Here is a 13,092-nt window from a genome sequence, read left to right on the forward strand (position 1 = left end):
CGTCAGTTATCGGAGCGGGTGCCGACGATAACGTGGGAGGCGGGACATGTTCTTCATCCGAGCGAACGGATCACGCCCTATTTTTGGAATGGGTCTCGTCTCGGGTGGAGGTTGGCGAGGTCAGCGGGGCGTTACATAAGCCCCAGCATCCGGGGCAGTGTGAGCGAGATCCAAGGCACGTAGGTTATGATCAGCAGGGCGATGGCCATCGCGATGAAGAAGGGGATCGCCGAGGGCACGACGCGAGCGAGGGTCGTTTTGCCGACGCTGCAGCCGACGAATAAACAGGTGCCGACGGGCGGCGTGCAGAGGCCGATGCAGAGGTTGGCGATCATCACGATGCCGAAGTGGACAGGGTCCATGCCGAGGCCGATGACGACGGGCAGGAAGATCGGGGTGAAGATGAGGACGGCGGGCGTCATGTCCATGAAGGTGCCGACAATGAGGAGCAGTACGTTGATCAGCAGGAGCACCATGAACGGGTTGGCCGAGAGCGTGAGCATCGCGTCGCTGACCATCTGGGGAACGCGTTCGTAGGCGAGAACCCAGCTCATGGCCTGGCTGGCACCGACGAGGAGCATGACGACGGAGGTCGTCAGTGCGCTGCGCAGGAGGATTGCGGGGAGGTGTTTTGCCTTCACCTCTTTGTAGAAGAACATCGCGAGGACCAGGCAGTAGGCGACGGCGATGGCGGAGGCTTCGGTCGGCGAGAAGATGCCGCCGAGGATACCGCCGAGGACGATCACCACGAGCAGGAGGGTGGGCAGCGCGCTGAGGAAACCTTGGATCATGCCTGGTGGTGGAGGCGTGAGAGAATAGGCGGTGGGAGCGTCAGGAACTTTGGCGGGCGCTGGTTTGAGGAAGCGCACGGTCACAAAGCTCGCGATCATGATGGAAAGGCCGACGAGGAAACCGGGGACGACACCGGCGAGGAAGAGCGCGGCGACGGAGACGTTTCCGGAGACGACGGCAAACACGATCATGATGTTGCTCGGCGGAATGAGCAGGCCGGTGGTGGCGGAGCAGGCGGTGAGGGCGACGGCGAATTCGCGTTTGTAGCCCTTCTCTTCCATCTGCGGGATCATGAAGCCGCCGATGGATGACACGGCGGCGGCGGCCGAGCCGGAGACGGCGCCGAAGAGCATGCAAGTGACGGTATTCACATAGGCGAGACCGCCGGGGAAACGGCCGACCAGCGAGGTGGCGAAATCCATGAGGCGTTTCGCCATGCCGCCGTCGCCCATGAGGACGCCGGAGAGCACGAAGAACGGGATTGCGAGGAGCGGAAAACTGGCGATGCCCGTCGAGAGGCGCTGGGCTACGACGTAGCCGGTGGGGACGTCGCCGAGGGTCGCGATGGTGGCGACGCTGGCGAGGCCGATGCAGATGGCGATGGGGACGTTTAGGAACATGAGTCCCACGAACATCACGAGGAGAATGGTGGTTTCAGCGGACATGGATCAGCCTTCCTTGGGGGAACTGGTTGCGGCGATGGGGTTGGGTTTGATCAGGTGCTCGATCGCGAAGGCGCAGATGAAGAAGCCGCTGATCGGGACGGCGGAGTAGAGGTATCCGATGCGCCACTGCAGCACCGGGGTGAGCTGGTTGGTGGCGAGTGTTTCCGCCACCAGGCGGCTGCCGCCGTAGAAGAGCGCGAAGCCCGCGAAGATGAGCGCGGCGATCTCGACGACGACCGCGACGACGCGCTGGGCGGAGGGATCGAGTTTGCCGACGAAGTAATCCACGCCGAGGTGGCCGTAGCCGCGGTAGGTGAGGGCGCCGCCCAGGAGCGAAACCCAGACGAGAAGATAGACGGCAAGTTCCTCGGTCCAATCGCTGGGGCGGATGCCGGGGACGTAGCGGGAGACGACGCCCCAGATGACGTCGAGGACGAGGATGGCGAAGAGAGCGATGGTGAACCACTCAAGCGCGCGCACCACTTTCTGCCAGAGGGCGGAGAAGGCGTTCATGGGGCGGCGGGTTATTTGACTTCGCGGATGCGGCGCACGAGCTCGGCCATGCGGCCCTCGAGGCCGTTGTACATGGAGGCGGTGGCGTTGATGAAGGGCTGTTTCTCGGGGCGGTAGATGGTTACGCCGGCTTTCTCGACGGTGACGAGCGCCTCTTCGGTTTTTTCCTTCCAGAGTTTGCGCTGGAAAACGACGGATTCGTCGGCGGCCTGCTGCACCCATTTGCGGGATTGCTCGGGGAGATTTTCCCAGATCTTGGTGCTGAAGATGATGACGTCGGGGATGCGGGTGTGCTCGTTAAGCGTGAAGTATTTTGCGACCTCGTAGTGACGGCTGGTGAGAAAGCTGGGCGGGTTGTTTTCGGCGCCGTTGACCATACTTTGCTGGAGGGCGGTGTAGAGCTCGCCCCAAGGAATCGGGGTGGGGCCGCCGCCGAGCGTGATGATGAGATCGCGGGCGGTCTTGCTGCTCATAACGCGGAGCTTGAGTTCTTTGACGTCGGCGGGGGTTTGGATGGGTTTGCCGACGGTGTAGAAACTGCGGCTGCCGGAGTCGTAGTAGCACAGGCCGTGGACGCCGATGGGATCGCCGGCGGCGAGAAGCTCCTGGCCGAGGGGGCCGTTGAGGACGTTCCAGTAGTGGTCTTCGTCGCGGAAAAGGTAGGGAAGTCCGAATACAGCCATGTCGGGGACGAAGCCTTCCATGGCGCCTGCGGAGGTTTTGACCATGGCAAGCGCGCCGCGCTGGCATTGCTCGATGCACTCGGGTTCTGAGCCGAGCTGGCCGTTGGGGAATACCTGGATTTTCACGGCGCCCGAGGAGAGTTCATCCACGCGCTTGGCCATGAACTCCATGGCGGCGTGAACAGGATGCGCTTGGTCGAGGGAGTGACCCAGTTTGAGGATGGTGTTGCGGCCGCCCTCGGCGCTGGCCGAGGCGCGTTCGGCGCGGAGGAATCCGATGAAAGCGGACGCGGAGAGCAGCGCGCCGACGATCAGGCCGACAAAGAGAAAGGAGAAAGCTTTTCTATCCATGGAGAGTTAGGGGGAGGGGGAAAGTCGGCGCAGTGTGGGCGGGTGGAGAGGAATGCGGCGAGCGGTAAGTGTTACTTCGGGGGGGCGGGAGGAGCGGCGGGCGGCGGCACGGAGTTGGCGGCGCGGGCGGTTTTGGCGGGGATGATGTTCACGTTGTCCAGGGTGATCTTGCCGGTGTGCTGGAGCACCTCGGTCATGGTGATGCCGGAGAAGGTGGAGTTGGCGATGCGGATGTCGTCGATCTCGGCGCCGGGGAAGCTGCGGACGAACATGACGCGCGGGCTGCCGGTGCTGGTGATGTTGTTCATACTGACGTTGCGCACGACGGCCTTGTGCGCGCCTTTCGCACCTTCTTCGTAGAGGAGGTCGATGGTGAGGACGGACTCGGCGACCTGGCCGATCTGGACGTTGCGCATGTGGACGTTTTCCAGGATGCCGCCGCGGACGGCGTTGTTCTTGAAGCGGAGGGCGCGGTCGAGATTGGGGCTGTCCATAGTGAGGTTCTCGGCGAAGACGTTGCGGATGCCGCCGGAGCATTCGGAGCCGAGCACAACGCCGCCGTGGCCGTCTTTGAACTCGGAGTCACGGATGATGATGTTTTCCGTGGGAATGCCGAGGCGGCGGCCGTCGTTGTTGCGGCCGGACTTGATGGCGATGCAGTCGTCGCCGGTGTCGAACTTGGTGTTTTCGATGAGGATGTCGCGGCAGGATTCGGGGTCGCAGCCGTCGGAGTTGGCGCCGTGGGAGATGATGGTGACGCCGCGGACGGTGATGTTTTGCGAGAGGACGGGATGGATGACCCAGAACGGCGAGCGGAGCAGGGTGACGTCTTCGATGAGGATGTTTTTGCAGCGGTAGAACTGGATGAGCGGGGGGCGGAGGTATTCGCCTGGGCCGTACACGCGGTCATTGGGGAGGCTGTTGTCGTTGGCCTGGGCCATGAGGCGGTTGCGGCTGGCGCGGGCGAGAGGGACTTCGGGCTTGGTGTTGGCGTCGAGCTTCACCCAGCCCCACCAGTTGGAGTAGTCGGCCTGGCCGTCGATGGTGCCCTTGCCGGTGATGGCGACGTTTTCCTGCTCGAAGGCGTAGATGAGCGGGGAGAAGTTCATGCACTCGACGCCTTCCCAGCGCGTGAAGACGGTGGGGTAGAGTTTGGGGTCGGTGAGGAAGAGGAGCTTGGCGCCTTCGTCGAGGTGGAGGTTGACGTTACTCTTCAGGTGGACGGCGCCGGTGTAGAATGTGCCTGCGGGAATCAGCACCACGCCGCCGCCAGCGGCGTTGCAGGCCTCGATGGCCTTGCGGATGGCCTCGGTGGAGTCGCCTTTGCCGTCGGTGGGCGCGCCGTGGGCGACGATGGAAAATTCACGCTTCGGGAAGGTCGGGGCTTTGATGCGGGCGAGGATCGCGGGCATTTCTTCGGTCCAGGCTTTGCGGGCGGCATCGTCGGCGAAGGTGTGGGCGAGGGAAGCGGTGGGGTTGGATGCAGAAGCGGGAGAGCCGGGTTGGGCGGAGGACGAGGAAGTTGTGGGTGTTTTCGTGGAGGCGAAGATTTTTACCGAGACGGGCGTGGGCGCGGGGATGGCCGAGGCGGGGGCGTTGATGGTGAGGAGGCGGTCGAGTTCGATGCCTGCGAAGACGAAGGGGCCGGTGCCTTTGGCGTCGTTGTCCACGATGGGTTCGCTGATGTAGTATTCGAAGGAGCCGTCGCGGCCGTAGCCGAGGCCGGCGACTTTGCAGCAGCGGGTGAGTTTGGTGCGGCCTTCGGAGTCGGTGCGGATGAATTCGCGGATGATGCCGTCGTAGCCTTTGATGACAGCGGGGAGATAAGCGTCGCGCGGAAGGATGCCTTGGTTGATGGCTTTCGCGATGGAGTAAACGAACATCGAGGAAGCGGTGGCTTCGAGGTAGTTGCCCTTGCGGCTGCCCTGATCGGTGACCTGCCACCACACGCCGGTAGCGGGGTCCTGGTATTTGATCACGCCGTCGGCGAGTTTCTTGAAAATGGCGGCGATCTCGGGGCGGGCTTTGTGGTCGGCGGGGAAGTAATCGTAGGCATCGACGAGGGCCATGGCGTACCAACCGATGGCGCGGCTCCAGAAATTGGGGGAGAGGCCGGTGGTTTTATTGGCCCAAGACTGTTCGCGGGATTCGTCCCACGCGTGATAGAAGAGGCCGGTCTTTTCGTCGTAGGTTTGTTTGGCGACGAGGCGGATTTGCTGGGCAACGTCGTCGAAAATGGCGGGCTCGTTGAAGGTGCGTCCATACTCGGCGTAAAAGGGCGAACCCATGAAAAGACCGTCGAGCCACATCTGGTGCGGGTAACGGTTCTTATGCCAGAAGCCGCCTTCCTTGGTGCGCGGATGGGTTTTCAGGTGCTCGCGGATAACGTCGAGTGTGCCGCGGTAGCGGGCGTCTTTGGTGCGATGGTAGAGAGCGAAGACGGCTTTGGCGGGGGCGACGTGGTCGATGTTATATTCGGCCAGTTTGTAGTGCTGAATGGTGCGGCCGTCGGCAGAGAGGAAGGAGTCGATGGTGCCTTTGACCCACGGTAGGTAGCGATCTTGGCCGAGGTGTGTGTCGAGGCTGAGGAGAGAGTTGAGGAAGAGAAAGTTGGCGTAATCCCACTTGGCGGCGGGGTAGGCCATCTTGGTGCCGAGGCGGGCGATCTCGGAGTTTCCGAGGCGGGCGGACCAGACGAGTGGAGAGGTATCGCCGAACGTGGCGGGCGGCTGAGCTGCGGCAATTGGAGCGGCTTGTGCGCAGAACAGGGCGCCAAGTGTGAAGAAAGCAGTGCGGAGCGTGCGGGTGAAGTGGGCGGCAGGCATGAAGAGCGAAGGGGAAATTTACGCAGTAGAGCGGGGCTGTTCCGATCGGCTGCAGCCGTCGGATAATGGAGGATGCGAAGGGGAGACGTTTTGGATGCGGGTGAGTTGCGTCAAATTATATCGGACAAGTGTCCGAACGCGCTCGAACCGTCTGATCACAACGAGGAGTCCACGCATTTTCCCGTATTTGACAGTCTGAGCCGCGGCTCCCTATCTGTCGCAGCCGTCCAAAAAATTGTGAGTAGCCCCCAGCCGAAAACACCCCAGCCCCGCATACGCTCCTCGACTGACTTTGCCCGTTACGTGGGCCTGGCCCGAACGACTGTTTCGCGTGTGCTCAACGGCCAGCCGGGGCTGAAGAAAAAAACCATCGAGCGGGTGAATCGCGCGATCGAAGAAACCGGGTTTGTGCCCAACGCCTACGCGCTGCATCTCAAGGGCAAACGCACCTCGACCATCGGCGTGTGTATGCAGAACCTGATGACGCAGACGCTGGTGCATAAACTGGCGTCGCTTCAGCAGCGGTTGCGCGACAAGGATTTCACGACGTTCATTGAGGTGGTAGATCCGAGCAGCAGCTGGGATGTGATCCGCCACTTTCTTTCCCTGCGCGTCGATGCAGTGGTGTTTATCGGCTACTTTGACGAGGCGCAGATGGCGCAGCATCTCAAGAGTCTCGCGACAAGTGGAACGCCGAGCACGGTCATCGACCATTTCGGTATCAAAGGTGCCAACACGGTCTCGTTGGATCGCGTGCTGGGCATGGCGGGAATCGTCGAGCATCTCTATGCGCTCGGGCACCGAACTTTCGGGCTGCTGGCTTACTCAGATACGGTGCGAAGCACGCTCGATCGTGCGCGAGGCATTCGTGAGTCGCTCGCGGTGCATGGGCTGGATTTCGATAAATGTACGGTGTCGCTTGATCACCTGCATGTGCGTGGAAACGACTTTGAGTACGGCCGGGCGCTCGCGAAAAGCTTTGTCGAAAGGGGCAGCCTTCCGACGGCGTTTATTGCGCTTAATGACGAAATCGCCGTCGGCGCGATGCATGGCTTGAAGGAACTTGGCGTGCGTGTGCCCCATGATGTTTCGGTGACCGGCTTCAATAATCAGGACATCTGCCTGATGACCGCACCCAGTCTCACGAGCGTCGATCAACGGATCGACGTCACCGTTGAGGCGGCGGTGGAGATGTTGCTTTCCCAGATCGACAAAACGCCGCGTGTAAAACCGCTCGTCCGAATGATCGACCCGCAGTTGATCATTCGTGCTTCGACCGGCCCGGCGCGACGCTGACCTTGTTGGGTGTTATTTTTTCAGCAGTGCGGGCAGTCCCGCTGTGATTGAGTTCGTCCGCACTTTCCATCTCCGCGCTTGCGCTGGCGGAGTGCTTTCGCCGGGATTCTGGCCCAAATCTTTATGAAACAACGCACTCTCGCGCGAGAAGTCTCGATCCAAGGTAACGCGCTCCACACCGGTGAAGCTGTCACACTGACGATCAAGCCCGCGCCGGTAGACCACGGCATTGTTTTCAAGCGCGTGGATCTTAGCGGAGCGCCGGAGCTGCGTCCGCGCGTGGATCAAGTCACTGATCTCGTCCGCGCGACGACCATCCAGGTCGGCCACGCGAAGATCCACACCGTTGAGCATGTGCTGAGTGCGTTGCACGGCTGCGGTGTTGATAACGTCATCATCGAGATGAATGCCTCGGAGCCTCCGATCCTCGACGGCTCTGCGAAGCCGTTTGTTGATCTGCTTATGCAGGGCGAGCCCCTTGAGCAGGATAAAGATCGCGAGTACTTCGTTCTGGAGGAAGCGGTCTCCGTGCAAAAGGGGAATTCCTCGATTATCGCGCTTCCGCACGACGGGCTCAAAATCACCTGCACTTCCGCTGACGACCGCGGCATACACACGCAGCATCTCACGCTCACGATCGATCCTGACGTGTTCATGACACAGGTGGCTGCGGCGCGCACATTCACGATCTACGAAGACATCGAGGAGTTGCTCAAACTCGGGAAAATCAAAGGCGGCTCGCTCGACTGCGCTGTCGTCATTCGCGGCGACAAGATCCTCTCCAAGGAAGGCCTGCGCTTCAAAGATGAGTTCGTGCGGCACAAAATTTTGGATATTATTGGCGACATCGTACTGCTCGGGATGCCGCTCAAGGCGCACATCATCGCAACCCGTCCCGGCCATGCGATCAATGCCGAGCTCACCAAGGCGCTCGCGGCCAAACTCGAGGAGAAGAAAAAAGGTCCGAAAAAAAAGCCGCGCCCCGCGATGGTGATGCCGAGCGAGACCTCGCTCGATATCCGCCGCATCCTCGACACGCTTCCGCATCGTTATCCGTTTTTGATGATTGATCGTGTCATGGAGTTCATTGGCGACGACGCTCTCGTCGCGATCAAAAACGTCAGCATTAACGAGCCGTATTTTCAGGGGCATTTTCCGAATAATCCTGTGATGCCGGGTGTGCTTCAGCTCGAAGCTATGGCACAGGCAGCAGGTATTTTAATGCTCCGTCGCGGATCCAGCGAGGGTAAGACTTCGCTCTTCATGAGCGCGGACAAAGTGAAATTCCGCAAACCAGTCCGACCGGGCGATCAACTCATCGTCAACGCCAAGCTTACCAAAACCCGCGGTGCGAAACTCGCCACGGCCGAGGTTACATGTACCGTGGAGGGCACGGTGGTTTCCTCTGGCGAACTGATGTTCGCCATCCTCGACACAAGCGAACTCGACTAACGTTTCATGGCCTCGAAAATTCACGCAACCGCGGTCATCGAGCCGGGCGCGCAACTTGGCTCGGATGTGGAGATTGGCCCTTTCGCCTACATCGCCGGATCTGTTCGCATCGGCGACGGTACGCGCATCCATCATCACGCGAGTGTCGAGGGAAACACTGTGCTTGGGAAAACCTGCGAGGTGTTTCCCCACGCCAATCTCGGAGCGAAAACCCAGGATTTGAAGTACAAGGGCGGCAATCCCGGCGTGCGCATCGGTGATCGGAATGTGTTTCGTGAATACGTCACCGTCCATGCGGCCACCAACGACGGCGATCTCACGGTGATCGGTGATGATAACACCATCCTCGCTTACACGCACGTCGCGCACGACTGCGTGATTGGCAACCACACGGTGATGAGCAACGGCACGATGCTGGCGGGTCACGTCCATGTGGAGGATCATGTGGTTATGGGCGGCTATTCTGGCGTGCATCAATTCTGCCGCATTGGCGCGCATGCGATGGTCAGTGCGTGTGCGAAAGTTGTGCAGGACATCCCGCCGTTCTTCATCGCAGACGGCACGCCCGCTGTGATCCGCTCGATGAATAAAGTCGGACTTGAGCGCCGCGGTTACAGCGCTGAGCAAATTGACCGGGTAAAACAGATCTACCGCATTCTCTTTCGCGACGGATTGAATCGCACGCAGGCGCTGGAAAAACTTCAGCAGCATCAGCACGTCGCCAGCGCGGAGTTTCAGCTCTTGCTGGCCTTTGCGGCAAAGAGTGAGCGTGGTCTCGCCCCGGGCTCGGTGTGAGGTTACTGATTGAGCGATGATGCGCCTTTGGCGCTTGGTTTGCTACAGTGGTTCAGTTTTTTGACTCATGCGATCAAGCGTCCTGATCAATAATTACAACAATGCCCCTTACTTGGAGCATTGCTTGGCGTCAGTATTTCTTCAGCGGCCGCAACCGGATGAGATAATTTTTTACGACGATGGTAGTTCCGACGGGAGTCTGGTGATAGCGAATAAATATCGCGAAAGGCTCAGGATTATCGCGGGACAGCGAGGGGAGGGCACTGCCATTCAAAATCAAGCGCGTGCGATCGCGACTGCATTCAAAGAATCGACCGGAGATGTGGTTTTTTTGCTCGATGGGGACGATGGCTTTTTGCCGGGAAAAATGGACGCTTATCTGCGGGCGTTTCGCGAAGCACCGGAGGCGATCATGGTGCAATCTCCTCTTCTGAAAATTGACCACCGTGGCTACCTTATTGGTTTCGAATATGAGATCGAGCGGCATCAAGCCGACTATCGGGAGCACATCTACAGCGCACATGAGTTGAATGTTTATTACCCGACGAGCTCGCTCGCTTTCCGACGTTCTTATCTGGAGAAGCGGCTGCCGCTGAATCCACCAGCTGTCCTGCACGTCTGGCCCGACGCGCAGCTGGCTCTAGTGGCGCCGCTTTTCGGCAAGGTTGTGGCTTTGCGTCAGCCGTATAGCGAGTGGCGGAGGCATCCCCGTTCCCACACCGTTTCAAAACCGCACCCCATTTATCGGATGGTGCGGTTTAATCAGGCGTACTTTAACGACTTTTGCCGTGCCTCGGGGTGGGCCGGGATAACAACGTGGAGAAGTAAGAGTCATCTCCTACGGACATTGAGGCATTATCTTTTTCCGGAGTCCTGTGTGCAGCTATCCCGCTCCGTGCGCTGGGCATTCATGAGTGAGCGCAAAAAGAGGGAGATGCTGCTTGGTCCGGATCTCAATGTCTTGAATAACTACATGCTCAAACGCTGGCGGCAATGACTGCCGCCCCGACGGTCATTTTTTCTTATAGACGACCGCCGGGTCGAACAAGGGCTCGGATGTGTAGTTGAGTTGGTAGGACGTATCGGCTGCCGCGGCATCGAGGTCAGCGAGCTTCCGATAAAAGCAGCTCTTGTAGCCGTTGTGGCAGGAGGCGTTGGCCGAACCGGTCTGCTCAACTTTGATGAGAAGAACGTCTTGGTCGCAATCGGTGTAGAGTTCTTTCACCCATTGGACGTTTCCGGACTCTTCGCCTTTGATCCAGAGTTTGCTGCGCGAGCGGCTCCAGTAAGTGGCTTTTTTGGTTTTCAGCGTGTGCGCGAGTGACTCGGCGTTCATGAACGCGAACATCAGCACCTGGCCAGTCGCCACATCCTGCGTGATGCAGGGAATGAGGCCATCGGGACCGAATTTGGGCTGGAGCGTTTTACCGAGTTCGATCTCGGCGGTGTTCGTGCGGGCGGGAAAGGGCATGATTTGAAAAGTGAGAGTGGGGGATTGTGGGAGATGCGCGCGACAGGGAAGATCCTGCGATACGCGGCAGTTTGAAAAGGAGCGGAACGGACAGGGTCTGCGTTTAAATTAAAAAGCGCGGTCCGATGGTCGGTTCGCTCCTATCGATGTCGGGCGGCCAATTCGGCTAGCAGCTCGTATCCGTAAAGCCCGGTCCGATGGCCGTCGCTGAAATCGAAACGCAACGCGTAGTTCCCTACGCGCTCGAAGCTGAGAACCTGCACGTTAGCGAAACTCTTCTGCTCTCCGCCGCCGTACTGATTCCCGAAGATGTCTTTCTCGCCGCGCGTCTCGGCACTGGGGGAAGCAGCGCGTAGTTCCGGCCCGGTGAAGTAAGACTCGGTGCCATCGTTCCAGACGATGGCGACCTCCGGTCCGATGAGCTGGATGTTCTGCGGCGTTTTCACGGGAAAGAACGCTAACCATGCGCAGACGATGGCGAACCTGTGAATAACTTTTTGCCAGAAACGGGCATTAAAGCCGGGAGTTATCTTGACGATATTGGGTTAAAATGGGTTGAAATGGGGCACTCTGGGGCGCCTTTTGCCCTTGTTAGCCCATGGCATCACTCGGAAAACCGTTCTACACCGGCCTTTTCAGGCACACGTTGGACGACAAGAATCGGCTCACGATTCCGTCGGCGTGGCGCTCTGCGCACGGTGAGAGCGATACGTTCCTGGCGACGCCGCATCCGGACGGTTACATCGCCGTTCTTCCGCCCGCCGAAGTGGAGAGGCTCTACGAGAAGGCTTCACAGAAGGCCCTGACCGATCGCGACGCGCAGGATGCGTTTGCCCGGTTCTTCGCCGCTTCGCTCGCGTTCACATTCGACAAGCAGGGGCGCATTGGTCTCAGCGACGAATTGCGCCGCCATGGTGCGATCGACAAGGACGCCGTCCTCGTCGGTTCGCTCAACAAGTTCAGTATCTACAGCCCATCCCGTTGGGCCCAAGTCGAGCAGCGGACGGCCGGAGACAACTTCGGCGATCTCATGCGACGCATCGGGATTTAATCACCATGAGCAACGACTCCAAATGGTCCGGCGTCCGACTCTCAGGTTTCGCGGCAGCCAGCCTCTGGCATCGCCGCCTCGTCCGCACGAGCGCCTTGAATTACGTCCGCATCCGTCCGCGTCTCGCCGCCGAGTTGGTTCTCCATTCTGTCCTTCGTGAAAGCGACAAACCCTCAACCGCGCCAGGGAGGGCCGTTGCCAGCCGTCATGCTGCTTGAGACGGACATCGCATCCATGTCGACCGGCCACAATCCCGTCCTCCTTCGCGAGGTCATCGACCTGCTCGCGCCCAAGCCGGGCGCACGCATTCTCGATGGCACGTTCGGCGGCGGCGGGCACACCCGGGCGGTTCTGAATGCCGCGGACGATGTCAACGTGGTCGCCTTTGATCGCGATCCGGCGGCACTCGTCCGCGCGGAGTCACTGAAGTCCGAATACGGTCAACGCTTCGAGCTGGTCTCGGCCGACTTCGGCCGGCTCGGCGACCTGACCGCAGGTGAGTTCGATGGTGCGATGTTCGATCTCGGCCTTTCGTCTTTCCAACTCGACGAACCAGAGCGTGGCTTTGCGTTTCGTCACGATGCTCCGGCCGACATGCGCATGGATACCCGCGCAGGCGTGCCTGCGAGCGTGTGGCTGGAAACCGCCACCGAAGAGATGCTGGTCCGCGCCATCCGCGAGTACGGCGAAGAGGATAACTGGCGCCGTGTCGTCCGCGCGATCATCGCCGCTCGTGGCACCGGTGCGCTTAGCCGCACGGCTTCGCTGGCCAATATCATCTCCGAGGCGATTCCCGCCCGTGACCGCTTTGCATCGAAGATCCATCCCGCTACGCGCTCCTTCCAGGGCATCCGCATCGCGGTGAACGATGAGCTCGGCGCGATCGAGCGCGCATTGCCCGCTGCCTTCGCGAAACTTCGCAAGGGCGGCGTGCTCGCTGTGATCAGCTTTCACTCGTTGGAAGACCGCATCGTGAAACAGTATTTCCGCCGCCAGAGCGGCCAGCCGGAGGGCGCGGACGATCATCGCCCGCAGCAATTCCGTGAAAAATTCGCCGAGCCGCTCACGCGCCGCCCGGTGACGCCCGGCGACGCCGAACTCGCCGACAATCCGCGCAGCCGCTCCGCCAAGCTCCGCGCGCTCCGCAAACTCTAATCCTCTTTCCCTCTCATCCATTTCTGCGCTTCGCGCACCCGCC

12 protein-coding genes are annotated in these 13,092 nt (G+C 60.3%); 6 read left to right on the forward strand and 6 right to left on the reverse strand.

The features are described from left to right. Positions 1-131: 131 nt before the first annotated feature. The 4 genes from CMV30_RS12305 to CMV30_RS12320 all read right to left on the reverse strand — a co-directional run bounded on the left by CMV30_RS12305 (position 132) and on the right by CMV30_RS12320 (position 5,829). Positions 132-1,457 (reverse strand): TRAP transporter large permease, encoded by a 1,326-nt coding sequence (locus tag CMV30_RS12305; RefSeq protein WP_096056306.1) that lies wholly within the window; start codon positions 1,455-1,457, stop codon positions 132-134. 3 nt (positions 1,458-1,460) lie between these two features. Further along, positions 1,461-1,970: a TRAP transporter small permease gene (locus CMV30_RS12310; RefSeq protein ID WP_096056307.1), complete on the reverse strand. Its 510-nt coding sequence runs from the start codon at positions 1,968-1,970 to the stop codon at positions 1,461-1,463. An 11-nt stretch (positions 1,971-1,981) separates the two neighbouring features. Continuing rightward, positions 1,982-3,004, reverse strand: coding sequence for a TRAP transporter substrate-binding protein (locus CMV30_RS12315; RefSeq protein ID WP_096056308.1), 1,023 nt, complete (start codon positions 3,002-3,004; stop codon positions 1,982-1,984). Between the two features lie 71 nt (positions 3,005-3,075). Then, on the reverse strand, positions 3,076-5,829 hold the full coding sequence (locus tag CMV30_RS12320; RefSeq protein ID WP_096056309.1) for a glycoside hydrolase family 88 protein: 2,754 nt from the start codon (positions 5,827-5,829) through the stop codon (positions 3,076-3,078). A gap of 72 nt (positions 5,830-5,901) precedes the next feature. On the opposite strand from CMV30_RS12320, the gene CMV30_RS20060 reads away from it, so the two are divergent. The 4 genes from CMV30_RS20060 to CMV30_RS12340 all read left to right on the forward strand — a co-directional run bounded on the left by CMV30_RS20060 (position 5,902) and on the right by CMV30_RS12340 (position 10,369). Further along, complete coding sequence (locus tag CMV30_RS20060; RefSeq protein WP_096056310.1) at positions 5,902-7,125, forward strand: LacI family DNA-binding transcriptional regulator; 1,224 nt, start codon at positions 5,902-5,904, stop codon at positions 7,123-7,125. A 123-nt stretch (positions 7,126-7,248) separates the two neighbouring features. After that, positions 7,249-8,577, forward strand: coding sequence for a bifunctional UDP-3-O-[3-hydroxymyristoyl] N-acetylglucosamine deacetylase/3-hydroxyacyl-ACP dehydratase (locus CMV30_RS12330; protein WP_096056311.1), 1,329 nt, complete (start codon positions 7,249-7,251; stop codon positions 8,575-8,577). A 6-nt stretch (positions 8,578-8,583) separates the two neighbouring features. Further along, positions 8,584-9,372, forward strand: coding sequence for an acyl-ACP--UDP-N-acetylglucosamine O-acyltransferase (gene lpxA, locus CMV30_RS12335; RefSeq protein ID WP_096056312.1), 789 nt, complete (start codon positions 8,584-8,586; stop codon positions 9,370-9,372). 67 nt (positions 9,373-9,439) lie between these two features. Continuing rightward, entirely contained in the window at positions 9,440-10,369 is a 930-nt protein-coding gene (locus tag CMV30_RS12340) for a glycosyltransferase (protein WP_096056313.1), read from the forward strand. 15 nt (positions 10,370-10,384) lie between these two features. On the opposite strand, the gene hisI is transcribed toward CMV30_RS12340, so the two are convergent. Continuing rightward, positions 10,385-10,843 carry a phosphoribosyl-AMP cyclohydrolase gene (gene hisI / locus CMV30_RS12345; protein ID WP_096056314.1) on the reverse strand — a complete coding sequence of 153 codons (459 nt, stop codon included), beginning with the start codon at positions 10,841-10,843 and terminating at the stop codon, positions 10,385-10,387. 140 nt (positions 10,844-10,983) lie between these two features. Continuing rightward, on the reverse strand, positions 10,984-11,289 hold the full coding sequence (locus CMV30_RS12350; protein WP_096056315.1) for a DUF971 domain-containing protein: 306 nt from the start codon (positions 11,287-11,289) through the stop codon (positions 10,984-10,986). 152 nt (positions 11,290-11,441) lie between these two features. Between CMV30_RS12350 and CMV30_RS12355 the strand changes: the two genes are divergently transcribed. Next, positions 11,442-11,894: a division/cell wall cluster transcriptional repressor MraZ gene (locus CMV30_RS12355; protein ID WP_096056316.1), complete on the forward strand. Its 453-nt coding sequence runs from the start codon at positions 11,442-11,444 to the stop codon at positions 11,892-11,894. A gap of 156 nt (positions 11,895-12,050) precedes the next feature. After that, positions 12,051-13,049 carry a 16S rRNA (cytosine(1402)-N(4))-methyltransferase RsmH gene (gene rsmH / locus CMV30_RS12360; RefSeq protein ID WP_245844164.1) on the forward strand — a complete coding sequence of 333 codons (999 nt, stop codon included), beginning with the start codon at positions 12,051-12,053 and terminating at the stop codon, positions 13,047-13,049. Positions 13,050-13,092 lie beyond the last annotated feature (43 nt).

This window comes from Nibricoccus aquaticus (assembly GCF_002310495.1).
Taxonomy (GTDB): Bacteria; Verrucomicrobiota; Verrucomicrobiia; order Opitutales; family Opitutaceae; genus Nibricoccus; species Nibricoccus aquaticus.

Coding starts and splice junctions, on each gene's coding strand:
- CMV30_RS12305 (WP_096056306.1), bottom strand. CDS start 1,457: ATGTCCGCTGAAACCACCATTCTCCTCGTGATGTTCGTGGGACTCATG.
- CMV30_RS12310 (WP_096056307.1), bottom strand. CDS start 1,970: ATGAACGCCTTCTCCGCCCTCTGGCAGAAAGTGGTGCGCGCGCTTGAG.
- CMV30_RS12315 (WP_096056308.1), bottom strand. CDS start 3,004: ATGGATAGAAAAGCTTTCTCCTTTCTCTTTGTCGGCCTGATCGTCGGC.
- CMV30_RS12320 (WP_096056309.1), bottom strand. CDS start 5,829: ATGCCTGCCGCCCACTTCACCCGCACGCTCCGCACTGCTTTCTTCACA.
- CMV30_RS20060 (WP_096056310.1), top strand. CDS start 5,902: ATGCGAAGGGGAGACGTTTTGGATGCGGGTGAGTTGCGTCAAATTATA.
- CMV30_RS12330 (WP_096056311.1), top strand. CDS start 7,249: ATGAAACAACGCACTCTCGCGCGAGAAGTCTCGATCCAAGGTAACGCG.
- lpxA (WP_096056312.1), top strand. CDS start 8,584: ATGGCCTCGAAAATTCACGCAACCGCGGTCATCGAGCCGGGCGCGCAA.
- CMV30_RS12340 (WP_096056313.1), top strand. CDS start 9,440: ATGCGATCAAGCGTCCTGATCAATAATTACAACAATGCCCCTTACTTG.
- hisI (WP_096056314.1), bottom strand. CDS start 10,843: ATGCCCTTTCCCGCCCGCACGAACACCGCCGAGATCGAACTCGGTAAA.
- CMV30_RS12355 (WP_096056316.1), top strand. CDS start 11,442: ATGGCATCACTCGGAAAACCGTTCTACACCGGCCTTTTCAGGCACACG.